20 protein-coding genes and 1 tRNA gene are annotated in these 22,800 nt (G+C 76.7%); 8 read left to right on the forward strand and 13 right to left on the reverse strand.

From position 1 onward, the window contains the following. The 6 genes from F1641_RS08905 to F1641_RS08925 are packed head-to-tail and all read left to right on the forward strand — an operon-like array spanning position 1 to position 5,683. Positions 1-1,002, forward strand: coding sequence for an SMP-30/gluconolactonase/LRE family protein (locus tag F1641_RS08905; protein ID WP_309225499.1), 1,002 nt, complete (start codon positions 1-3; stop codon positions 1,000-1,002). After that, positions 999-1,802 (forward strand): IclR family transcriptional regulator, encoded by an 804-nt coding sequence (locus F1641_RS08910; RefSeq protein ID WP_194904521.1) that lies wholly within the window; start codon positions 999-1,001, stop codon positions 1,800-1,802. Before F1641_RS08905 ends, F1641_RS08910 begins: the two co-directional genes overlap by 4 nt. Beyond that, positions 1,799-2,770 carry an ATP-binding cassette domain-containing protein gene (locus F1641_RS19785; protein WP_206690792.1) on the forward strand — a complete coding sequence of 324 codons (972 nt, stop codon included), beginning with the start codon at positions 1,799-1,801 and terminating at the stop codon, positions 2,768-2,770. The genes F1641_RS08910 and F1641_RS19785 overlap by 4 nt, the downstream gene beginning before the upstream one ends. Continuing rightward, the gene (locus F1641_RS19790) at positions 2,767-3,300 is read left to right on the forward strand and encodes an ATP-binding cassette domain-containing protein (protein WP_206690793.1); all 534 of its coding nucleotides are present in this window, start codon (positions 2,767-2,769) and stop codon (positions 3,298-3,300) included. The genes F1641_RS19785 and F1641_RS19790 overlap by 4 nt, the downstream gene beginning before the upstream one ends. Beyond that, positions 3,297-4,469, forward strand: coding sequence for an ABC transporter permease (locus F1641_RS08920; RefSeq protein ID WP_194904523.1), 1,173 nt, complete (start codon positions 3,297-3,299; stop codon positions 4,467-4,469). The genes F1641_RS19790 and F1641_RS08920 overlap by 4 nt, the downstream gene beginning before the upstream one ends. Then, positions 4,466-5,683 (forward strand): substrate-binding domain-containing protein, encoded by a 1,218-nt coding sequence (locus F1641_RS08925; protein ID WP_194904525.1) that lies wholly within the window; start codon positions 4,466-4,468, stop codon positions 5,681-5,683. Before F1641_RS08920 ends, F1641_RS08925 begins: the two co-directional genes overlap by 4 nt. Before the next feature lie 60 nt (positions 5,684-5,743). Here the strand turns inward: F1641_RS08925 and F1641_RS08930 are convergent, their stop codons facing one another. Further along, the gene (locus F1641_RS08930; RefSeq protein WP_194904527.1) at positions 5,744-6,421 is read right to left on the reverse strand and encodes a histidine phosphatase family protein; all 678 of its coding nucleotides are present in this window, start codon (positions 6,419-6,421) and stop codon (positions 5,744-5,746) included. Further along, positions 6,418-6,816, reverse strand: coding sequence for a helix-turn-helix domain-containing protein (locus F1641_RS08935; protein ID WP_194904529.1), 399 nt, complete (start codon positions 6,814-6,816; stop codon positions 6,418-6,420). Before F1641_RS08935 ends, F1641_RS08930 begins: the two co-directional genes overlap by 4 nt. An 82-nt stretch (positions 6,817-6,898) precedes the next feature. Between F1641_RS08935 and F1641_RS08940 the strand changes: the two genes are divergently transcribed. Continuing rightward, entirely contained in the window at positions 6,899-7,759 is an 861-nt protein-coding gene (locus F1641_RS08940; protein WP_194904531.1) for an NmrA family NAD(P)-binding protein, read from the forward strand. 7 nt (positions 7,760-7,766) lie between these two features. Here F1641_RS08940 and F1641_RS08945 read toward each other — a convergent pair whose 3' ends face one another. From F1641_RS08945 to F1641_RS08955, 3 genes are all read right to left on the reverse strand, one after another. Next, positions 7,767-8,420: a response regulator transcription factor gene (locus F1641_RS08945; RefSeq protein WP_194904534.1), complete on the reverse strand. Its 654-nt coding sequence runs from the start codon at positions 8,418-8,420 to the stop codon at positions 7,767-7,769. Between the two features lie 91 nt (positions 8,421-8,511). Continuing rightward, positions 8,512-9,804 (reverse strand): sensor domain-containing protein, encoded by a 1,293-nt coding sequence (locus F1641_RS08950; RefSeq protein WP_194904535.1) that lies wholly within the window; start codon positions 9,802-9,804, stop codon positions 8,512-8,514. A gap of 260 nt (positions 9,805-10,064) precedes the next feature. Then, a tRNA-Thr gene (locus F1641_RS08955) sits at positions 10,065-10,140 on the reverse strand. A 104-nt stretch (positions 10,141-10,244) separates the two neighbouring features. On the opposite strand from F1641_RS08955, the gene F1641_RS08960 reads away from it, so the two are divergent. Then, complete coding sequence (locus tag F1641_RS08960) at positions 10,245-10,529, forward strand: hypothetical protein (RefSeq protein ID WP_194904537.1); 285 nt, start codon at positions 10,245-10,247, stop codon at positions 10,527-10,529. Positions 10,530-10,625: 96 nt separating this feature from the next. Here the strand turns inward: F1641_RS08960 and F1641_RS08965 are convergent, their stop codons facing one another. From F1641_RS08965 to F1641_RS09000, 8 genes are all read right to left on the reverse strand, one after another. After that, a complete protein-coding gene (locus F1641_RS08965) occupies positions 10,626-12,212 on the reverse strand; it encodes an alpha/beta hydrolase (protein WP_194904539.1) in 1,587 nt (528 codons plus the stop codon). After that, entirely contained in the window at positions 12,209-13,348 is a 1,140-nt protein-coding gene (locus F1641_RS08970) for a DNA polymerase III subunit delta' (protein ID WP_194904541.1), read from the reverse strand. The genes F1641_RS08965 and F1641_RS08970 overlap by 4 nt, the downstream gene beginning before the upstream one ends. Then, positions 13,345-15,585, reverse strand: coding sequence for a dTMP kinase (gene tmk / locus F1641_RS08975; protein ID WP_309225500.1), 2,241 nt, complete (start codon positions 15,583-15,585; stop codon positions 13,345-13,347). The genes F1641_RS08970 and tmk overlap by 4 nt, the downstream gene beginning before the upstream one ends. Before the next feature lie 120 nt (positions 15,586-15,705). After that, a complete protein-coding gene (locus F1641_RS08980; protein WP_194904542.1) occupies positions 15,706-16,533 on the reverse strand; it encodes an anti-sigma factor domain-containing protein in 828 nt (275 codons plus the stop codon). Positions 16,534-16,574: 41 nt separating this feature from the next. Next, complete coding sequence (locus F1641_RS08985; RefSeq protein WP_219729520.1) at positions 16,575-17,183, reverse strand: sigma-70 family RNA polymerase sigma factor; 609 nt, start codon at positions 17,181-17,183, stop codon at positions 16,575-16,577. Positions 17,184-17,304: 121 nt separating this feature from the next. Continuing rightward, positions 17,305-20,127 (reverse strand): type I DNA topoisomerase, encoded by a 2,823-nt coding sequence (topA, locus tag F1641_RS08990; protein WP_309225501.1) that lies wholly within the window; start codon positions 20,125-20,127, stop codon positions 17,305-17,307. Between the two features lie 129 nt (positions 20,128-20,256). After that, positions 20,257-21,225, reverse strand: coding sequence for a phosphatase PAP2 family protein (locus F1641_RS23115; protein WP_194904544.1), 969 nt, complete (start codon positions 21,223-21,225; stop codon positions 20,257-20,259). Then, complete coding sequence (locus F1641_RS09000; RefSeq protein WP_194904546.1) at positions 21,222-22,787, reverse strand: methyltransferase; 1,566 nt, start codon at positions 22,785-22,787, stop codon at positions 21,222-21,224. Before F1641_RS09000 ends, F1641_RS23115 begins: the two co-directional genes overlap by 4 nt. Positions 22,788-22,800: the final 13 nt, after the last annotated feature.

The raw sequence follows: 22,800 nt of genomic DNA on the forward strand, positions 1-22,800 counted from the left end.
GTGGACGACGACGTTCCCAGCCCCACCGGTGACGACCGGGCCCCGGGGTCAGCACCGCTGCCCGGGCTGCCCGCGGGGGTGCTCCCCGGGGGCCACCGCCTCGAGCGGGTCGCCGGGGGCGGTGCGTGGCTGGAGGGCCCGTGCTGGGTCGCCGAGGAGGGCGTGCTCGTCTGGAGCGACATCCCCGCCGACCGCATCTGCTCCTGGGACCCGCGCACCGGTGCCTCCGGGACCCGCCGGTCCGCCGTGGAGTTCACCAACGGCCGGACGCCGGCCCCGGGGGGCGGCTGGTACCAGTGCAGCCACGGGCGCCGGGCCGTCGAGCTGGAGCGGGGCGACGGGGTCTCCACCGTCGTGGACTCCTACCGGGGTCACCGGCTCAACTCCCCGAACGACGTGGTGGTCGCCTCGGACGGCGCGATCTGGTTCACCGACCCCGCGTACGGCATCACGGTCGAGGCCGAGGGCCACCCCGGTCAGCGCGAGTACGGCGGCTGCTGGGTCTTCCGCCTGGACCCCGACGGCCGGCTGGACGCCGTCGCCACCGACTTCCAGCAGCCCAACGGGTTGGCCTTCAGCCCCGACGAGTCGGTGCTGTACGTCGCCGACACCGGGCTCACCAGCGACGACCCGTCCGAGCAGGCGCACCACGTGCGGGCGTTCCGCGTCGTCCGCGGTGAGGGCGACGCGCCCCGCCTGGAGGGCGGCGAGGTGGTGCACGTGTGCGAGCGCGGCGTCGTCGACGGCTTCCGGGTCGACGTCGAGGGGCGGCTCTGGTGCTCCAGCGACGACGCGGTCCTGGTGCTCGACCCGAGCGGCGCGCTGCTGGAGCGGGTGCCCGTCCCCGAGCGGGTCTCGAACGCCTGCTTCGGCGGTGACGACGGCAGCGACCTGCTCATCACCGCGTCCACCAGCGTGTACCGGCTGCGGACCGGCACCCGCGACGCCGCGGCCGCCCTCCGGGCGAGCTCCGGCGACGACCGGCGGGGAGCGCTGCGGTGACCGACCAGGCGGCGGCGCCGCACGTGGCGGTCGCCGCCCAGCTGAGCCTCGACCCCGGCCCGTCGCCGGCCGCCTACCGCGCGGCCCTGGTGCTGGAGGCGCTGGCCCGCCGCCGGGAGGCGACGACCCTGACCGAGCTCGTGGCGCTGCTGGAGCTGCCGAAGTCGTCGGTGGCGAACGTGCTGCTGAGCCTCGAGGCCGCCGCCATGGTCCGCCGCAGCGCCCGCGGCTGGCTCCTGGGCTACAAGGTGCTCGAGCTCAGCCGCTCGCTCCTCATCAGCACCGACCTCGTGGCGGAGTTCCGGCGGACCGCCGCCTCCCTGCCGGCGCTCCGCGGCGAGACCGTGCTGCTCGGGGTCCTGGAGGGGCTCGAGGTGCTCTACGTCGCCCGCAGCGAGGGCAACCAGCCGATCCGCTTCGTCAACGACATCGGGTCCCGCAACCCCGCCGTGGTCACGGGCCTGGGCAAGGCCATGATGTCGGTCCTCCCCGACGCCGACCTCCAGGCCCGGCTCGCCCTCATCGACGAGCTGCCGACCCCCACACCGCGGTCGCACCGGACGGTCGCCGCGCTCCGGGACGACCTGCTGGCCTCGCGACGCCGCGGTCACGCGGTCGACGAGGAGCAGGGGGTCCCCGGCGTCATCTGCCTGGCGGTCGCGGTCCCCGGCGCGCTGGTCCCCACCGCGGTGAGCACCACGCTCATCAGCCGCCGCGGGACACCGGAGCTGCGCGCGCAGCTGGTGCGCGACCTGCACGTGCTCGCCGACCGCCTCGGTGCGCTGGAGCGGACGTCGTGACCGCCCCCGCCCCGGCCCCCGACCTGCTGCGCGTCGAGGGCCTGAGCAAGAGCTTCTACGCCACGCGCGCCGCGCAGGACGTCAGCTTCGCCGTCGGCACGGGCGAGGTGGTCTCGCTGCTCGGCGAGAACGGCGCCGGGAAGTCCACGGTGATCAAGATGCTGGCCGGGGTCTACCGGCCGGACGCAGGGCGCGTGCTGCTGCGCGGCACCGACCTCGACGCCGGCGGCACCCGCAAGCGCATCTCCTTCGTGCACCAGAACCTCGGGCTGGTCGACTGGATGACGGTCGCGGAGAACATCGCGCAGGTGCTCGGCTACCCCCGCCGGGCGGGGTTCATCAGCCAGAGGGGCGTCCGGGCCCAGGCGGAGCGGGTCCTGGACGCCGTCGGTGGCGGCATCGACCCGGAGACCCGCATCGTCGACCTGCCGCGCACCGAGCGGAGCCTCCTCGCCATCGCCCGGGGCCTGGTCTCCGACCCGCTGCTCCTGGTCCTGGACGAGCCGACGGCCTCGCTGCCGGCGGCTGACGTCGAGCGGCTCTTCACGGTGCTGCGGCGCCTGCGCGACCGCGGCGTCGGGATGCTCTACGTCTCCCACCGCCTCGACGAGATCTACCAGATCTCCTCCCGCACGGTCGTGATGCGCAACGGCGTCGTCGTCGCCGACCGGCCCGTGGCGGGCCTGCCGCCCGCTGAGCTGGTGCAGCTGATCGTCGGCAGCGAGACGCAGCTGCCGGCTTTCGACGCCCCCGCCGACGACGTGCGGCTGGAGCTGGCCGGGGTGCGCGCCGGCGGTGCGGGGCCCGTCGACCTCAGCGTCCGCCGCGGCGAGGTGCTGGCCCTGTGCGGCCTGCGCGGCGCCGGGCAGGAGGCCGTCGGACGCGCGGTGGCCGGTGCCGTCCCCAGCGACGGGGCCATGACCATCGACGGCGCTGCCACCGACCGCGGGGCCCCGGTGACGCCGTGAGGGCCGGTGTCGGCTTCGCCACCTCCAACCGCGAGACGGAGTCCGTGGCCACCGGCCTGTCCGTGCGGGAGAACCTCTTCGTCAACCCGGCCGTCTGGGGGCGCCGCGCCTGGCGGCCCTACCGGCTGAGGACGGAGCGCAGGGCCGCGTTCGCCCAGGTCCAGCGCTTCGGGGTGCGCCCGAGCGACCCCGAGCTGGCGTGCGACACCCTCTCGGGCGGCAACCAGCAGAAGGTGGTCCTGGCCCGCTGGCTCGGCCTGGGGCGCAGCGTGCTGGTGCTCGAGGAGCCGACCATGGGCGTCGACGTCGGCGCCAAGGCCGAGATCTACGCCCTGCTGCGCGACGCCGCCCGTGACGGCACCGCGACCGTCGTGGTCTCCACCGACATGGAGGAGGTCAGCAGGATCGCCCACCGCGCCCTCGTGCTCGAGCGCGGCCGCGTGGTCGCCGAGCTGCGCGGACCGGACCTCACCATCGCCAACCTCGTCGCCGCCGCCAGCGGCCTGAGCACCTCCGGGAGCACCACATGAGCACCTCGCTGCGCTCGACGGCGCTGGAGCCCCCGCCGGGCGCTCCCTGGCACCGCAAGCTCTTCAGCGTCTACGGCATGGTCGTCCTGACCGTCGTGCTGTTCGCGGTCTTCGCCGTCGCCCGCCCGGACACCTTCGCCACGCTGCTGAACTTCCAGCTGCTGACGGCCAGCAAGTCCGTGCTGCTCATCCTCGCCCTGGCGGTCACGGTGCCGATGGTCGCGGGCAAGATCGACCTCTCCATCGGCTACGGCCTCGGGCTGTGGCAGGTCATGGCGCTGTCGTTCCAGCTGATGGGGCTCGACTACCGCGTCGCGCTGGTCCTGTGCCTGCTCGGCGGGGCGCTCGTCGGGCTCCTCAACGCCCTGCTCGTCGAGCTCGCGCAGGTCGACGCGTTCATCGCCACCCTCGCGACGGGGCAGGTCATCTACGCGGTGACGTTCTGGCACACCGGGGGCCGGCAGATCACCGACGGGGCGGGCCAGCGCGCCGCGGCCTTCGACGGGCTGGCGACGTGGTCGCTGGGTCCCGTGCCCGGCCCCTTCGTCATCGCCGTGCTGCTGGGCGTCGTGCTCTGGGTGGTGCTGGAGCACCTGCCCGCGGGGCGCTACCTGTACGCCGTCGGCGCCAACCCCCGCGCCGCCGAGCTCACCGGCGTCCCGCGCCGCCGGTACGTGGTCGGGGCGATGGTGGCCTCGGGCGTGCTCACCGCGGTCGCGGGCATCCTCGTCGCCTCCCGCGCCGGCGGTGTGGTCCAGTCGAACATCGGGCCGGAGTACCTGCTGCCGGCGCTGACCGCCGCCTTCCTGGGGTCGACCACCATCCGCCCCGGTCGCGTCAACGCGCTCGGCACCCTGCTCGGGGTCGCCATCGCCACCATCGGCATCTCGGGCCTCCAGCAGCTGCTGCCCGGACGGTTCTACCTCGAGCCCCTCTTCAACGGCCTGACGCTCGTGGCGGCCATCACCATCGCCAGCCTCGCGAGCCGCCGCCGCGTGGCGCAGGCCGACGCACCCCCCGCAGCCACCGCTCCCGACGAGGGGGCGGGAGGGGTCCGGGCCGACCCCGGGGGCGGCCCGGCCGACACGGCCGACCCGCCCCCGGGGACCACCCCTGACCGCTCGACCAGCACGACCCGTCCACCCACCACCACGAGGAGCACCCCATGAACCGCACCCGGAGGACGCAGCGCCGCGTCCTCGCAGCCCTCGCCCTCCCCGTCGCCCTCCTGCTCGCCTCGTGCTCCAGCGGCTCCGTGGCGGAGCAGAGCGGGAGCACCGCGGCCGGCAGCGCCTCGACCGCAGCGTCGGACGGGGCCACCGCCTCGGACACCTCCACCGCCGACTTCAGCTCGATCCTGCCGCAGGGCGACCCGGTCCAGTTCAGCAAGGACCTCGTCGCCACCAGCCTCGAGGGCAAGGAGGGCTTCACGCCCCCCTCGACCGGGCCGAAGGCCCAGCAGCCGGGGGCGACCATCGCGTTCGTCGCCGGAGACCTGTCCAACGGCGGGCACAACACGGTGTCGAAGGCCGTCGAGGAGGCCGCGGGCGCCATCGGGTGGAAGGTCAACGTCTACGACGGCCAGGGCACGCCGCAGGGCAACACCGACGCGATGAACCAGGCCATCACCTCGGGCCCGGCCGCGATCGTCCTGGGCGGGCTCGACCCCACCGAGCAGGCCGCCCCCGTCAAGCAGGCCACGGACGCGGGAATCCCCGTCATCGGCTGGCACGCGGGCGTCCTGACCGGGCCGGGCAACGGCATGGTCACCAACGTCAGCACCGACCCGCTCGTCGTCGCGCAGCTCGCCGCCGCCTACGCCGTGGCCGACTCCGACGGGAAGGCCGGTGTCGCGATCTTCACGGACGGGCAGTACGAGCTGGCCGTCACCAAGGCCCGGGCCATGGAGGCCTACGTGAAGGCCTGCTCCGGGTGCCAGGTGCTCAGCTTCGAGGACTCGCCGATCGCGGACGCCGACAGCCGCATGCCCGGTCTGGTCAGCAACCTGCTCCAGCAGAACGGTGACGCCCTCGGCTACCTGATGGCCATCAACGGCAACTACTTCGGGGGTGCCGCCACCGCCCTGCGCGACGCGGGGCGCAGCGCCGACGGGCCGCCGAAGTCGGTCGCCGCGGGCGACGGCGACGCAGCCGAGATGCAGCGCATCCGCACCGACAACTACCAGGCCGTCACCGTCGCGGAACCGCTCGACCTGCAGGGCTGGCAGCTGGTCGACGAGGTGAACCGCGCGCTCGCCGGCGAGGCGCCGTCGGGGTTCGTGGCCCAGCCGGGTCTGATCACGAAGCAGAACGTGCCGACGGGCGACGTCTTCGACCCGCCGAGCGGCTACAAGGACATCTACACCGCGATCTGGAAGGGCTGAGCAGCAGTTCCGTCCCGGGTCCCCGCCGCAGCGGTCGGCGGTGGGGGCCCGGCGTCCGGGCTACCCGCCGAAGGCGGCGGGGCGCACCGGCTCGGCGGCCGGGCCTGAGGCCCACAGGGGGCTGTCCGGGCCCTCGAGCGGCTCCCCCGCCCACGTCAGCGCGGTCCAGCCGCTGCGCGGGTCGCCGTCGACGACCACCAGGCCGGTGTTGAACAGCGGGTGCGACGACGCGAAGTCGGCGCTGACCTGCGTGCGCGCCGCGACCCAGCCGCGGATCGCGGCGCCGTGGCTCACCACGAGCGCCGTCCCGCCCTCGGGCAGCGACGCTGCGACGGCGGCCACGCCGGCGTCGAGCCGGGCGAGGGCGGTGTGCCCGTCCTCGGCGCCCGGGAGGTGCGCGCCGAGGTCGCCGCGGGCCCAGGTGAAGGTGGTCTCCAGGTAGGCCAGGACGTCGTCGTCCTCCCCCGACATCTCCAGGTCTCCGGCCTCGAGCTCGCGCAGGCCGTCTTGCACCCGGACCTCCATGCCGCGCGCCCGCGCCAGCGGGCCGGCCGTCAGCTGGGTGCGGACGGCGCTGGAGGCCCACACGGCGTCGACCCGCTCGTGCGCGAGCGCGTCGACGAGGGCGCGCGCCTGCTCCTCGCCGAGCTCGGTGAGCCCGGGGCCGGGGACCTGCGTGTCGAGCACGCGCAGCACGTTGGACGGGGTCTGGCCGTGGCGGACGAGCAGGAGCCTCACGCCTCGATCCTGCCCGCCTCCCGCGCGCCGTGCGCCGCCCGGGCCACCTCGACCTCGCCGACGGAGCCCTCGAGGACCTCGACGAGGTCGCGCAGGCGCGCCGCGATGCGCCGCCCGAGGGGGGTGAGGGCGTACTCGACGCGCGGGGGCGCGGTGCTGACGACGTCGCGCACCACCACGCCGTCGCGCTCGAGCGCCTGCAGCGTCTGGGACAGCATCTTCTCGCTGACGCCGTCGACCCGGCGGCGCAGCGCGCCGAACCTGGCGGTGCCGTCGGCGAGGGCCAGGACGGCCAGGGAGCCCCAGCGGCCGGTGACGTCGGCGAGCAGGGAGCGGGAGGTGCAGGCGCGGGCGAAGACGTCGGCCACCAGGGCGTCGTCGGGCTCGGCTTCCACGTGGTCAGCCTACCGCCGCAGCGGGGGTACGCTGCGTTTCCGAAAGCCCTCACTTTTCGTAAGCACCCCTTGGAGGCCTCACATGACCACGCACGCCGTCACCGGAGCCACCGGCCAGCTCGGCCGCCTCGTCGTCAGCGAGCTGCTCGAGCGCGGGACCTCCCCCGCCGACGTGGTGGCCCTGGTCCGCACCCCGTCGAAGGCCGCCGACCTCGCCGCGCTCGGCGTCCAGGTGCGCGAGGCCGACTACGACCGTCCGGAGACCCTCGCCCCGGCGCTGGCCGGCGTGGACGCCCTGCTGCTCGTCTCCGGCAGCGACATCGGCCAGCGCGAGCGCCAGCACCGCGCCGTCGTCGACGCGGCCGTCGCCGCGGGCGTCCAGCGCGTCGTCTACACCTCGGTGCTGCGCGCCGACAGCACCGAGCTGCCCGTGGCCCCCGAGCACGTGGTCACCGAGGAGCTGCTGCGGGCCTCCGGCCTGCCCACCACCGTGCTGCGCAACGGCTGGTACACCGAGAACTACGCCTCGACCCTCGACCAGGCCCGCGCCACCGGCTCCGTCACCAGCGCCACCGGAGGCGCGCCGATCGCGGCCGCCGCCCGCGCCGACTACGCCGCCGCCGCGGCCGCGGCCCTGCTCGACGCCTCGACGGCGGGTCGCACCTACGAGCTCGGCGGCACCCCGTTCACCTACGACGACCTCGCCGCCGCCCTCTCGGAGGTCCTGGGCCGCGAGGTCCGGCACCAGGTCGTGGGAGCCGACGAGCTGGCCGGCGGCCTGCGCGCCGCCGGGCTCGACGAGGGCCTGGTGGGCTTCCTCGTGGCGGTCGACACCGCGACCGCCCGCGGCGCGCTCGACGCGGACCCGGCCCCCCTGGCCCAGCTGGCCGGACGCCCCAGCACCCCGCTGGTCGACGTCCTGCGCGCCGCCGCGCAGGGCTGACGGGCCCTCAGGTGCTGGTCGCCCGCAGGTAGGTGACGGCGGCCAGCACCCGGCGGTGGTCCGTGGTCGAGGGCGGCAGCCCGAGCTTGGTGAAGATGTTCGCCACGTGCTTCTCCACCGCCCCCTCGCTCACCACGAGGGCCTCGCGGATGGCGGTGTTCGAGCGGCCCTCCGCCACCAGCGCCAGCACCTCGCGCTCGCGCGGGGTCAGGGCGGCGAGGGGGTCGTCGGGGCGCCGGCGGGCCAGCAGCTGCGCGACCACTTCTGGGTCGAGGGCCGTCCCACCTCCGGCGACGGCGTCCAACGCCCGGATGAGCGCGTCGAGGTCCGCCACCCGGTCCTTGAGCAGGTAGGCCACCCCGCCGCGCCCGTCGCCCAGGAGGTCGGCCGCGTAGGAGGCCTCCACGTACTGCGACAGGACGACGACGGCCAGCCCCGGCTGGCGGCGCCGGGCCTCGACCGCGGCGCGGAGCCCGTCGTCGGTGTGGTCGGGAGGCATCCGCACGTCGACGACGGCGACGTCGGGCGCGTGCTCCGCGACCGCGAGGAGCAGCGACGGGGCGTCACCGACGGCCGCCACCACCTCGTGGCCGGCCTCTGCGAGCAGCCGCACCAGGCCCTCGCGCAGGAGCACCGAGTCCTCGGCCAGCACCACCCTCACGCCCCCGATGCTCGCAGACCCCCACGCGGAGCACCGTGATCGTGGGCTCCCCGAACACCGCGTTCGGGAAGCCCATGATCTCGAAGCGGGATCAGCGGAGGGGGAGGCGGGCCTCCACCACGGTGGGGCCGCCCGCGGGGCTCGAGACGGTCAGTGCGCCGTCCACCGACTCCGCGCGGGCGCCCAGCCCCCGCAGCCCGGTGCCCGTGGCGCTCTCGGGGTCGGCGCCTCCGACGCCGTCGTCCTCCACCCGCACCACCAGCCAGGTCGCCTCCGGCTGCGGCTCGCCGCGCAGGTCGACGACCACTGCGCGTGCGCCGCTGTGCTTGGCGGCGTTGGTCAGGGCCTCGGCGACCACGAAGTACGCGGTGCGCTCGACGGCGCTGGGCAGGCGGCGCCCCTCCAGCGACGGCCCCAGGTCGGCGTGCACCACGGTGGGCACCGCACTGCGCGAGGCCAGCGACTCCACCGCGGCCACGAGCCCGCGGTCGACCAGCACCGGAGGCGCGATCCCGCGGGACAGCGCCCGCAGCTCGGCCAGGGCCTCCTGCGCCTGCAGGCGCGCCTCGCCGACGGTGGTGGCCGCGGCGTCGGCGTCGCCGGCGGCCAGGCGGCGCTGGGCGGCGGCGAGGTCCATCTCCAGGCGCACGAGGCGCTGCTGGGGACCGTCGTGCAGGTCGCGCTCCAGGGAGCGCAGGGCGGCGGCCTCGGCGTCGGAGGCCGCGGCGCGGCTGGCGGTCAGCACCTCGACGCGCTGGGCGAGGGCCCGCACCGAGGAGTTGCCGATGGTGCCGCGGGCGAAGGCGGCGTGGGCGAAGGCCAGGCCGCGGGCGACCGGCACGAGGGTCACGAGCAGGACGACGCCGACCACGACCTGCCACGCGACCGGGAGCCCGGTGATGCCGGCGATCGTGATGCTCCCCGGGCCCGCGGCGGCCTCGGCGCGCTCGCCCCACGCCCAGTAGCTGACCCCAGCGAGGCCGGTGACCAGCCAGGCGACGGTGATGGACCAGGTGAGGGTGGCCAGGGCGATGGCGATGGCGCCGTGCAGCAGGTCGAGCCAGAGCTGGCCGTCGCGCAGCCAGTCCCACCACCGCCACCAGCGGCCGGTGCGGTTCGGGGCGGGCGGCGTCAGCGGCGAGCCGGCGGGTGCCGGCGCGGGGATCCGCTCCCCGGTCCAGGAGAGGCGGAAGCGCTCCAGGTGGGCGAACCCGCGGGCGCAGGCCAGCGTGGCCAGGAGCACCAGCAGGGCCACGGGCAGCAGGACGACGGTGCTGGCGAGCCCCGTCACCAGGCTGGAGAGCACCCAGCCGACCACCGCCGAGGCGATGGCGACCGGGAGGCCGGTCAGCAGGTACAGCAGGTCACCGGGGGTGCGCAGCACCCACCCCAGCGGCGAGGACCCCCCGCGGCCGGGGACGGGCCCCGCGGGCGGGGGCGGCGGTGGCGTCACGGGCGCGGCGCCGGAGGGAGGGAGGGGACGGTGTCGGTCGCTGTGGACATGTCGTCGAGCCTGGTCTCCGGGGCGCCACGTTCCCAGGGTGCTCCCCGGCGTCTCCGAGGTGGGGACAGCCCCACCCCGGAAGAGGTGACACCCCCCGCTCACCAGAAGACCCCCCGCCGCTGCTGCGACGAGGGGTCTGGTGGAGCCGCCTCGGGGAATCGAACCCCGGACCTATTCATTACGAGTGAATCGCTCTGCCGACTGAGCTAAGGCGGCGCGCACGACGACGAGCGCCGTGCAGCGCGCCCACCATACCCGGCGCGCCCGCCCGGACACGCCGCACTCCTCAAGACACCGGCGCGTCGCACCGTTGAGGAGTCATGCGCAACGGTGCGACGACCCTCGACCTCACCCCCGGGCCCGCCGGGCGGCCCGCTGACCAGCCCGCCGGCCCGCCGCCGGGTCCCCGCTCGGCGGGCCTGCCCCCGGCCGCCCCCCTGCTGCAGCGCGCCCCCCGCCGGCGCCCCGCGCCGCAGGTGCGCCAGGTGGTCGACCTGGAGGCCGGGTCCGTGCTGGAGCTACTGGACGACGCCGTCGACGAGTCGGGCCTGAGCATCCAGGACCGCATCCGGCTGCGCGCCGCCGAGGCAGCCGCGCAGCGCTGACCCGCGACGCTGACCCGCGACGCTGACCCGCGACGCTGACCCGCGGCGCTGGCTCGCGGCGCTGGCTCGCGCAGCACCAGCGCAGGGGCGCTCCCCTCAGCTGGTGCAGGTGGCGCCCTGGCCCGGCAGCACCCCTTCGACCAGGTAGCCGTCGACGGCGGCGTCGACGCACGCCGAGCCCCGGCGGTAGGCGGTGTGCCCCTCGCCCTGCCAGGTCAGCAGCCGGCTCCCCGACAGCTGCGCCGCCAGCGACTGGGCCCACACGTACGGGGTGGCCGGGTCGTTGGTGGTGCCCACGACCAGCGACGGCGCCGCGCCCTCGGCCGAGACCGGTGCGGGCGTGCGCGTCGGGCCCACGGGCCACACCGAGCACTGCAGCGCCCCGTAGCTGAGCGACCTGCCGAACGTCGGCGAGCGCTGCTCCAGCTGGGCGGCCTCGGCGGCCATCGCCTCCGGGCTCGCGTCGACGGGCCGGTCGAGGCAGTTGATCGCCGTGAACGCCTCGAGCAGGTTGGAGCTGTACTGCCCGCTGGGCAGGCGCCCGGCGTAGGCGTCGGCCAGCTGCAGCAGCGGCGAGCCGTCACCGGACTCCGCGGCCTTCGTGGCGCGGTCGAGGTAGGGCCAGCTGGCCTGGTTGTAGAGCGTCGCCACCACGCCCTGGAACGCCAGCGGCGCCGTCACCGGCCGCGCCGGGTCGGAGGTGGCCAGGGGGCGCTCGCGCGCGCCGTCCAGCACCGCGCGGACCCGCTCGACGACGGCGTCGGCGGTGTCACCGAGGTCGCAGCCCGAGCGCTGCGGGCAGTCGGCGGCGTAGGCCCGCAGCGCCTGCTCGAGGCCCTGCGCCTGGACCAGCGTGACGTCGCTCGCGCTCGACGCGGGGTCGAGCGCGCCGTCCAGCACGAGGCGCCCCACGCGCTGGGGGAACTCCTGCGCGTACACCGCTCCGAGCAGCGTGCCGTAGGACTTGCCCAGGTAGTCGAGGTGCTCCGAGCCGACCACGGCGCGCAGCACGTCGAGGTCGCGGGCGGCGTCGACGGTGCCCAGGTGCCCCAGGAGCAGGCCGGCGTCGATCTCGCACCCCTGCGCGAAGGCCTCGTCCTGGGCGGTCGCCTCCTCCAGGCCCGCCGGAGTGCTGGCGTCGGTGGTGGCGGCGCGGTAGGCGTCGAAGTCGGCGTCGGCCAGGCAGTCGACGGGCTGGGAGGCCCCGGTGCCGCGCGGGTCGAAGCCCACCACGTCGTAGTGGGCGGCGACGGCGTCGGAGACGACCGCCTGGCTGCCCCCGCGCAGCCACGCCACCCCGGAGGCGCCGGGACCACCGGGGTTGACCAGCAGCGCCCCGAGGCGCTCGGAGGGGTCCGTGGCCGGCTGGCGGGCCACCGCGAGGCCGAGCTCGTCGCGGTCGGGGGCCGCCCAGTCGACGGGCACCTGCACGGTGGCGCACTCGAGCCCGCCACCGCAGTCGGTCCAGCTGGGGCTCTGCCCGTAGAAGCGCGCGAGGGCGGGGTCCGTGGCCGCCTCGCCCGGGGCGCTGACGCCCGTGCTGGGCGCGGGGAGGGTGGTGGGGGCGCCGCCGGTGGGCTGCGGAGGACCGCTGCACCCGGTGGCCAGCACCGCGACCACCGCCAGGAGCGCCAGCCGCGCCCGCCGGCGGCGGCGGGGCCCCGCGGTCGTGGTCGCGGTCACGGGCGCAGCGCCAGGGCCATCGCCTCGACCGCGAGGAGGGGGTTGACGTTGGCCGCGATCCGGGTGCGCGCCCTGCCGACCGCGTCGAGGCGGGTGAGGGTCTGCTCGGGAGCCGACCGGCGCGCCATCGTCGCGACCTCGGTGGCCAGCTCGGCGTTGACCAGCTCGACGGTGGCGCCCAGCTGCACCACGAGCACGTCGCGGTACAGGGAGGCCAGGTCGACCAGGGACCTGTCGAGCGCGTCGCGCTTGGACCGGGTGGCCCGCTTCTTCTGGTCGTCCTCCAGGGCGCGCACCTGCGAGCGCAGCGCCGGCGGCAGCGCGCCGGCGGCCTCCGCCCCCAGCGAGCGCAGCAGCGCCGCGCGCTCCGCGGCGTCGCGCTCCGCCGTGGCGGCGGCCGCCTCCTCCGACGCGACCTCGACCAGCTCGCCCGCGCGCACCACGGCATCCCCCACGCCCGTCACCTCGAGCGCGAGCTGCAGCACCTGCCGGCGCCGCAGCCGAGCCCCCTCGTCACGCGCCAGGCGCCGCGCGAGGCCGACGTGGCTCTGCGCGGCGCGCGCCGCGTGAGCCGCCATCGTCGGGTCGATCCCGTCGCGGCGCACCAGGAGCGCGGCGACGTCGTCGACGGACGGCACCCGCAGGCGCACCGGGCGGCAGCGCGACTGGATCGTGGTGACCATGTCCTCGGGGCTGGGGGCGCACAGCAGCCAGACCGTGCGCGGCGGCGGCTCCTCGATCGACTTCAGGAGCGTGTTCGCGCTCTGCTCGGTGAAGCGGTCGGCGTCCTCCACGAGCACCACCCTCCACGGTCCGGACGACGGACGGCGCGCGGCGCGCTGGACGAGCACGCGCACGTCGTCGACGCCGATGCTCAGCTTCTCCGTGGCGACGACCTGGACGTCGGCGTGGGTGCCCGCGAGCACCGTGCGGCAGGCGTGGCAGCGGCCGCAGCCGGGCTCGCCGACCCGCTCGCACTGCAGGGCCGCGGCGAAGGCGCGCGCCGCGGTCGAGCGGCCCGACCCGGGCGGCCCGGTGAAGAGCCAGGCGTGGGTCATGGCCGTCGGGTCCTCGGCGGCGCCGCGCAGCTGGGCCACCACCTCGGGCTGGCCGGCGACGTCGTCCCAGACGCTCACCGGCCGGCGTCCCAGCCGTCGGCGGGGTCGTCGAGGGGCTGTGCCGGGGGCGCCGCGGGGGGCGCCGCGGGGGACGGCGCGGGGGACGGCGGCTGGGCTGGCGACTGGGCTGCCGGCTGCCCTGCCGACGGGGCCGCGACCGGCGTCGTGGCGTCCGCCGCCGGCCGCGGCCGGCGGCGCCGGTCGAGGTGCGGCGGGGGCGGCAGCAGCGGGTCGAGCCCCCCGCGCACCTGCTCCGCGACCGCCTCGGCGGGGGCGCCGGCGTCGACCACGAGGTAGCGGCGGCGGCTGCGCCGGGCGATCTCGCGGAACCGCTCGCGGACGGCGGCGTGGAACTCCGCCGGCTCACGCTCGAGGCGGTCGAGGTCGGACCCGAGCCGCGCGCGGGCGGCGGCCGGGTCGAGGTCGAGCAGGACGGTCACGTCGGGGAGCAGGTCCTCGGTGCCCCACATCGACAGCGAGGCGACCTCGTCGCCGTCGAGGTGGCGGCCCGCCCCCTGGTAGGCGACGGAGGAGTCGACGTAGCGGTCGGTGACCACCACCGCCCCCCGCGCCAGGGCGGGCCTGACGACGGTCGCCACGTGGTGGGCGCGGTCCGCCGCGTAGAGCAGGGCCTCCGCGCGGGGGGCCACGTCACCGCCGTGCAGCAGCAGCTCGCGGATGCGCAGGCCGAGCTCGGTGGCACCGGGCTCGCGGGTGAGCACCACCTCGTGGCCCAGTGCGCGCAGGCGCTCGACGAGCAGCCGCGCCTGGGTGCTCTTGCCGGCGCCGTCGCCGCCCTCGAGGGCGACGAAGAAGCCGGGCCCGGAGCGGCGCCGCTCGGGGCGGGCGGTGGCGCGCAGCCGCCAGGCGCGGACGAGGTCGTCGCGCAGCGGGCCCGCGTGGCCGTCGTCGAGCACGCGGTAGGCGGCCAGCCCGATGCCGGTCGCGAGCACCGCCGCCACCAGCAGCGTCAGGGCGGCGCCGTTGTAGGTGATGCCGGCGGTGTCGGTGAACTCGATGCGGTGCGTGCCGAAGAGCGCCGCCAGCGCGGGCGCCAGGGCCAGGACGCCGACGAGCACCACGCGGGCCGAGGACTGCACGAAGGCGAAGGTGCGGCCGCGCACCTCGTCGGCCACCTCCAGGCCGAGCAGCGTGTAGCCGGTCACCCAGGCGATGCCGCCGCAGGCGCCGACCACCACGGACAGCGCCGCGACGATGACGATGTTGGGCACCAGCGCCAGCGGGAACAGGGCCAGGCCCGCCAGCACCAGGGAGAGCGCGAAGAGCCGCCAGCGCGGCAGCGCGGCCAGCACGCGCGGTCCCGTCCACATGCCGAGCGCCAGCCCGGTGAAGACGGCGGCGAACAGCACGCCGTAGCCGGGGTCTCCGGCGCCGAGGTCCTCCACGAAGGTCCGGGCGACGCCGATGACGAACCCGCCGGCCGCGAAGGCGCCGAGCATGCCCACCACGAGGCCGCGCACCAGGGGCGTCACCCACACGTAGCGCCAGCCGTCGACGATGCTCCGGCCCACGCCGAGCGGCTCCTCGCCGTCGTCGGTCGTCGCGGCGGTGGTGCGCGGGGGGATGACCAGGCCCGCCACCACCACGGCGGCCACCAGGTAGGTGACCCCGTTGCCGTACAGCGACAGCGAGACGCCGTCGAGGCCGCCGGGGAGCACGGGGTTGAGCAGCGACAGGCCGCTGAACAGGAGGGCGGCGACCGGGGCGGTGCCGTAGGTGACCACCAGCGTCAGCTGGTTGGCCGCCTCCAGGCTCCGGCGCGGCACGAGGTTGGGGACGGTGGCGTCCTTGGCGGGCGTCCAGAAGAGCCCGACGACCTCGATGAGGACGGTCGCCACCAGCAGCCACCACAGCTCGCCGACGACCGGGACGGTGATGAACAGCAGGCCGCGCAGCACGTCGCCGACGACCATCGTGGTCTTGCGGTCCCACCGGTCGGCGACGACGCCGGCGAGCGGCCCGAACACGATGGCCGGGGCCAGGCGCAGCACGAGCACACCGGCCACCGCGAGGTTGGCGGCCGCGTAGTCCTCCAGACCACCGCCCTCCGCCGAGCCCCCGGACAGGCTGACCGCGAGCGCGGTGGTGGCGAGCAGGCCCAGCCAGTCACCCAGGCTCGAGAGCCCCAGGCACCACCAGAGCTGCCGGAACGGCTTGATGGCCAGCACGGCGCGCACGCCGTGGTCGGGCTCGACCTGCGCGGCGGCGCCGCCCGGCACCGCTGCGTCCGTCACCGCAGCAGGGTAGCCGCGCCGCCCGGCCCCAGCGGCACCGTCCACAGCCGGGACGCGCGCGGGCACCCCGTCGGCGGAGCCGGGCCGCCAGGAGCCGGGGGCGGTCAGGCGGTCAGGCGGTCAGGCGGTCAGGGGGTAGACGGCGACCGGGGTGGTGGTCGGGGCCTGGCTCCCACCGGCGGGCTCGAGGGTCACCGCGACGGCGTCGGCGCCGTCCACGGCACCGGAGAGGACCGCGGCGGAGCCGGCGCCGGTGAAGGTCCCGGCGGGGCGGGCGTCTCCACCGGAGACGAACCAGAGCTGCCAGGTGCGCCCCGAGGGGGCGTCCTCGACGCCGGTCGGCACGAGGACCGCCTCGCCCAGGGAGCGCGACACCATGACGCGGCTGCTCCCCCAGCCGTCGGCCCCGGCCTGGGCGTCGACCATCTGGGCGTCCGGCGCGCCGGCCACCTCGGTGATGGCCTGCGCCACCTGCTGGGCGGACTGCGCGTCGGCGCGCCACTGCAGCGCGGCGTACCCGGTGACGGCAGCACCGGCCACCACCACGGCCGCCGCGGCCGCGACCAGACCCTGCACCCACCGGCGCGGGGCCGTGCCGCGGGAGCGTCCGGGGCGGGGGGCGGGGCCGCTGGCGGCCCGGTCAGCGCCCTCGTGCTGCGCGCGGCGCCTGGCCAGCTCGTCGTCCGGAGCGGACGGCGCGGTGAGGGCGGGCAGCTGGGGGACGTCGTCGAGCGCGGCCATCACCCGGGCGCGCAGGGCGGCCGACGACGGCTCGGCGGGCTCGTCGGCCACCGCAGCGGCCAGCGCCTCGCGCACCTCGACCAGCTCCTCCCGGCAGGTGACGCAGCTGTCGAGGTGGGCCTCAGCGGCCGCCACCTCCCCGGGCTCCAGGGCGTCGACCGCGTACAGGGGCGTCAGGGCGTGCGCACCGCCGTCGTACCCGTCCACGTCCCCTCCTCCGCTCGTCCCGTCCGCCCGACCCGTCTCCGTCATGATGCGCCCCCGGCCGCCGGTTCCCCGCGGGCCAGGTCACCGCGCAGCCGCTGCAGGCCGTCGCGCAGGCGCGTCTTCACCGTGGGCACCGGGACCCCGAGCTGCGCCGAGATCTCCGTGGACGTGCGCCCGCCCCAGTAGGCCATGACCACGGCCTCGCGCTGCAGCTCCGTCAGGCCCTTCAGGGCCTTGCGGACCCGGGCCTCGTCCTCGTGCTGGAGCACCTGCTCGGACACCTCGTCGTACTCGACGCGGCCCTCACCCGCGACCACGCGGTCCTCGCGGTCCTCGCGGGCGCGCACCGAGCGCACCCTGTCGACGGCGCGGCGGTGCCCGATGGTGGTGGCCCAGGCCGCCACGGAGCCCGCGGACGGGTCGTAGCGCGCGGCCTGCCGCCAGACCTCCAGCAGCACCTCCTGCGTGACCTCCTCGGCCATGGAGGGGTTGCGCAGCACCGCGCGCGTCACGGCCAGCACCTTGGGCGCGACGGCGTCGTAGACCTCGCCGAAGGCGTCGCGGTCTCCTGCGGCGACCCTGGCCATGGGTGCGGCCAGGGGGTCGACGGCGCGCTCGCGCTCCACACCGGTCCCACCTCCCCCGCTCACCGCGCCACCTCGGCGCTCCTAGGACGTGTTCGGTCCTGCGAGGGTCGTGGATGGGAGCCGTTCGGGTGGACCACGCTCGCGACCGTAACGGCTGGGCCCTCCTCGACGCGCGCGATGGTGATCAGCTCTTGCGCGCCGCCCCGGCGCTCTTCGCCGCGGGCTTCTTGGCCGCCGGCTTGCGCGCCGCGGGCTTCTTCGCGCCCTTCGTGGCCGGGGCCTTGGCGCGCTTCTCCGCGAGCAGCTCCGCCGCGCGCTCGATCGTCACGGACTCGACGGAGTCGGCGGTGCGCAGCGTGGCGTTCGTCGTGCCGTCGGTGACGTAGGGGCCGAAGCGCCCCTCCTTGACGACGACGGGCGCGCCGCTCGCGGGGTCCGTGCCCAGCTCGCGCAGGGGCGCCGCCGCCGCGCGGCCGCCGCGGCCCCGCTTGGGCTCGGCGTACAGGGCGAGGGCCTGGTCGAGGGTGACGTCGAAGAGCTGGTCCTCGCTGGTCAGCGACCGCGAGTCGGTGCCCTTCTTCAGGTACGGCCCGTAGCGGCCGTTCTGCGCGGTGATCTCCTCGCCCGTGGCGGGGTCGGTGCCCACCAGGCGCGGCAGCGACAGCAGGCGCAGCGCGTCGTCGAGGGTGACGGTCTGCAGCTGCATGCTCTTGAACAGCGACCCGGTGCGGGGCTTGGCGCTCTTGGGCGCGCCGTCCTCCAGCACCTCGGTGACGTACGGGCCGAAGCGGCCGGCGCGGACCACCACGGTGCGGCCGGTGGCCGGGTCGGTACCGAGCTCGCGGTCGCCGTCGCCGGCGGCCTCGAGCAGCTCGCGCGCCTTGGCGGGGGTGAGCTCGTCGGGGGCGAGGTCGTCGGGCACGGGAGCGCGCTGCGGGTCGGCACCCTCCGGGGAGCCCTCCGCGGGGGGCAGCTCCAGGTAGGGCCCGTAGCGCCCGACGCGCAGGGTGATGCCCTCGCCGACGTCCAGGGAGTTGATGCCGCGGGCGTCGATGTCGCCGAGGTCGTCGACCAGGGGCTTCAGGCCCACGCGCGCGCCCGGGGTCCCGGGGCCCGAGCCGGTGCCCGTGCCGCTGGCGGCCCCCGCACCGCCCTCGGCGCCGAAGTAGAACCGGCTCAGCCAGGCGCGGCGGTCCTCGGAGCCGCCGGCGATCCGGTCGAGGTCGTCCTCCATCTCGGCGGTGAAGTCGTAGTCGACGAGGTGGTCGAAGTGGTCCTCGAGCAGCCTGACCACCGCGAACGCCAGCCAGCTGGGCACCAGGGCGCTGCCCCGGCGCCAGACGTACCCGCGGTCGGAGATGGTGGCGATCGTGGCGGCGTAGGTGGAGGGGCGGCCGATGCCGCGCTCCTCCAGCGCCTTCACCAGGCTCGCCTCGGTGTAGCGCGGCGGCGGGGAGGTCTCGTGGCCGTCAGCGGAGGCGTCGAGGACGTCGACGCGCTGGCCCTGGACCAGCTCGGGCAGGCGGCGCTCGGCGTCGCCGCCGCCGGAGTGGCGCTCCTCGTCGCGGCCCTCCTCGTAGGCGGCCAGGAAGCCGCGGAAGGTGATGACGGTGCCCGAGGTCGACAGCTCGACCTCGCGGGCACCGGCGCTCAGCGAGCCGGTGCCGGGCGCCACGGCGACGTCGCCGGCGAGGCGGACGGTGGCGGTGGAGCCGCGCGCGTCGGCCATCTGGCTGGCGACGGTGCGCTGCCAGATCATCTCGTAGAGGCGGAACTCCTCGCCGCGCAGCTGGCCGGCGACCTGGGCGGGGGTGCGGAAGACGTCGCCCGAGGGGCGGATCGCCTCGTGGGCCTCCTGGGCGTTCTTGGCCTTGGAGGCGTAGGTGCGGGGCGCGGACGGCACGTACTCCGCGCCGTACAGCTCGGCGGCCTGCGAGCGCGCCGCGCTGACCGCCTGCTGCGACAGCGACACCGAGTCGGTGCGCATGTACGTGATCCAGCCGTTCTCGTACAGCGACTGGGCGGTGCGCATGGTCTGGCGGGCGGAGGAGCCGAGCTTGCGGCTGGCCTCCTGCTGCAGCGTGGACGTGGTGAACGGCGCCGCGGGCCTGCGGGTGTACGGCTTGGTCTCGAGCGAGCGCACCACGAGGGCGTCGGAGCCGGTGTCGCGCAGCGCGGAGGCGACGGCGGTGGCGGCGGCCTCGTCCAGGCGCACCAGCCCGGCGCCGAGGCCCGCGGCGCGCTCGGTGAGCTGGCCGCTGTCGGCGAAGTCGCGGCCCGTGGCCACGCGGGCGCCGTCGACGGCCACCAGGCGCGTGGTGAAGCGCTGGGAGGCCCCGGCGCCGGCCGGGGAGGTGCCGGCCTGGACGTCCCAGTACGACGCCGAGCGGAAGGCCATGCGCTCGCGCTCGCGCTCGACCACCATCCGGGTGGCGACCGACTGCACGCGGCCGGCGGACAGGCCGGCGCGGACCTTGCGCCACAGCACCGGGGACACCTCGTAGCCGTACAGCCGGTCGAGGATGCGGCGGGTCTCCTGCGCGTCGACCATGTGCGCGTCGATGTCGCGGGTCGACTCCAGCGCCCGCTGGATGGCCTCGCGGGTGATCTCGTGGAAGACCATCCGCTTGACCGGGACCGTCGGCTGCAGCGTCTGCAGCAGGTGCCACGCGATGGCCTCGCCCTCGCGGTCCTCGTCGGTGGCGAGGTAGAGCTCGTCGGCCTCCTTGAGGGCCCGCTTGAGCTCGGTGACCTTCTTCTTCTTGTCGGCGTCGACCACGTAGTACGGCTCGAAGCCGTTGTCGACGTCGACGGCGAACTTGCCGAACGGGCCCTTCTTCATCTCCGCGGGCAGCTCCGAGGGCTGCGGCAGGTCGCGGATGTGGCCGACGCTGGCCTCGACCTCGTACCCGTCGCCCAGGTAGCTGGCGATGGTGCGCGCCTTGGCGGGCGACTCGACGATGACGAGCCGGCGCACGGGCGCTGCGGAGGTGGAGCTTCGGGCCACGGACGGGCCTGCCTTCCGGGTGGGAGCGGTTCGGTTCGGGACGCGGGCGGCCGCGCTGGTCGAGCGCTGCGCCACGGCGAGTGTGCAGGACGCGGCGGCGGGGCGTGGGTCGGACGGGTCGTCCGGGCCTCAGGCGGCGCTGCGGCCGTCGGGGCCCGGCGGCCGGGCACCGGGCGCCGCCGCGGGGTGCTCGCCGTGCACGGTACCCCCCGGGGGACGCGCTCCAGCCGTCGAGCCGGTGGCGCGGTCGGCAGCGCGGTCGGCGGCCCGCTGGAGCAGGAGGAGCACCAGGAGCCCGGCGCACGCGGCCCCGCCGACGCCCAGGGCGCCGCCGACCCCGGCCACCAGCTGCCCCGTGCGGCCGGTCGGCTCGGGCGGCACGCTCACCCACACGGCGGCCAGGGCGGCGGCTCCCCCGGCCAGGCCGACGACGGCGCCGACGACCAGCACGGTGCCGGCCACCGCGCGGCCGGAGGAGCCCGCTCCGCCCGAGGCCCGGCCGCCGGCCAGCGGCGCCAGCAGGGCGCTCCAGGCGAGCACCACCAGGGCGGCGGCGACGACGTCGCTGGGCCGGTGCCAGCCCGCGGCGAGCGTCCCGACGCCGATGACCGCCGTGTAGGCGGCCCCGACCACGGCCACGAGCGGGCGCAGCCGCACGGGCGAGACGAGCAGCGCCGCGGCGGACACCGCCGCCGCGAAGGTGGTGTGCCCGCTGGGCAAGGAGTTCTCCAGCGCGTAGGTGACGTCGAGGTCCGGACGGGTCAGCAGCAGCCTCTTGACCACCTGCGTGGTGGCGAGCGCCCCCACCACCAGGGCGGTGGCCGCGAGCGCGAGCCGGACCCGGCGCTGCACCAGCGCGACCACCGCCACGGCCGCCAGCGCGGCGAGCACCGCCACCGCCGAGACGCTGTCGAGCACGAGCTCGGCGCCGTCCTGGAGGCGCCACAGCCGCGCGCGGGCCCCCACGAGGGCGGCCTCGTCGACCAGCTGGCCGTGCGCCGTGGTCACGAACACCCGGTGGAGCGCCACCACGCCCGCGGCGCAGGCGAGCGCCACCAGCACCCCGGCCACCAGCGGCAGCCTCGACCCGCGGGTCACGAGGGCCACTCGAGCAGGCCGTCCTCCAGGAGCCCCCGCACCTGCGGCAGCAGCTCGGCGCGCAGCGCCGCGGCGTCGACCTCGAGCAGCACGGCCAGGGCCGCCACCACCTGGCCGACCGCGAGCTCGCCGTCGCAGGCGCCCACCAGGCCCGCCAGCGCGGTGCCGACCGACGCGGTGCGCCCCAGCCCGCCGCCGGCCCGCAGGAGCACGGCGCGGGGGCCGCCCTCGCCGGGGCGGGCGTGGCGCTCCTCGGTGACGTCGTCCGCCACGCGCAGCCGGGCGGCGAGCAGGTCGTCGTCCCCGGCGGTGGCGAGGCGGTCCCGCGCCGCGAGGACGGCCGCGACGTGGCCCCCGAGCGGACCGTCCAGGCGGCCGGTGACCTCCTCGACCCTGCGCCAGCGCGGCCGGTCGGCGGCACCCGCGGGCGGGGCGTGCAGGACGACGAAGCCCAGCCCCACCGCCTCGACGCCGCGGGCGGCGAAGTCGTCGAGCCACGCCTCCAGCAGGGCGTCGGCGACCGGGCCGGGGCGCTGGCCGCCGTCGCGGATCCAGGTCTCGGCGTAGTCGGCCGGGTCCTGCACCTCGCGCTGGACCACCCAGCCGTCGAGGCCGGACTCCTCCAGCCAGCCGGTCACCCGGTCGCGCCAGCCCTCACCGGTGCGGTGCTCCCAGTTGCCGAGCAGCTGCGCGCTGCCCCCCGGCGCCAGCGCGGCACCGAGGCCGGTGACCAGGCGGCGCACCACCTCGTCGCCGACCAGGCCGCCGTCGCGGTACTCCCAGCCGGGCACCCCCGCGGCCCGCGGGGTGACCACGAACGGCGGGTTGGAGACGACCTGGTCGTAGCGCTCACCGGCCACGGGCTCCAGGAGGCTGCCGCGGCGCAGGTCGAGCCGCACGCCGGCGAGCGCCGCGTTGAACGCGGCGAAGTCGAGGCACCGCTGGGAGGTGTCCGTGGCGGTGACCGAGCGGGCGTGGCGGGAGGCGTGCAGGGCCTGGACGCCGCTGCCCGTGCCGATGTCGAGCACCCGGCCCACCGGCTCGCGCACGGCCAGGCGGGCCAGGGAGGCGGAGGCGCCGCCGATGCCGAGCACGTGCTCGACGGGCAGCGCCTCGCCGGTGACGGGCTCGCCGAGGTCGGAGGCCACCCACCAGGTCACCTCCCCGCCGGTGCCGGTGGCGCTGCCGGCGGCGCTGTGGGGGCGCAGGTCGACGGCGGCGCGGACCTCGTCGTCGGGCGAGGCGCCGGCGGCGCGCACCAGGCCGACCGCCTCGGCGCCGGAGGCGCCCGTGGCCGGCAGCGCGCGGTCGAGGGCGGCGCGCGGCACCGGCCGGCCGAGGAGGAACAGGCGGGTGAGGACGGCGGCGGGGTCGCCGGCGGCGGCCGGCCCCTCGGTCACCCGCAGCGCGGGGACCAGCGACTCCCGGCGCAGCGCGGCCTCGGCGACGGGGCCGAGCAGCTCCTCGACGCCGTCGACGGTCCACCCCGAGGCCTCGAGGTCGTCCCTCAGGGGCGCGACGACGCCCCCCGGCAGCACGGGCGCGGGGGGCGTCGTCGTCATGGTGCCGACGGTA

Source organism: Quadrisphaera sp. INWT6 (genome assembly GCF_015390235.1).
GTDB lineage: Bacteria > Actinomycetota > Actinomycetes > Actinomycetales > Quadrisphaeraceae > Quadrisphaera.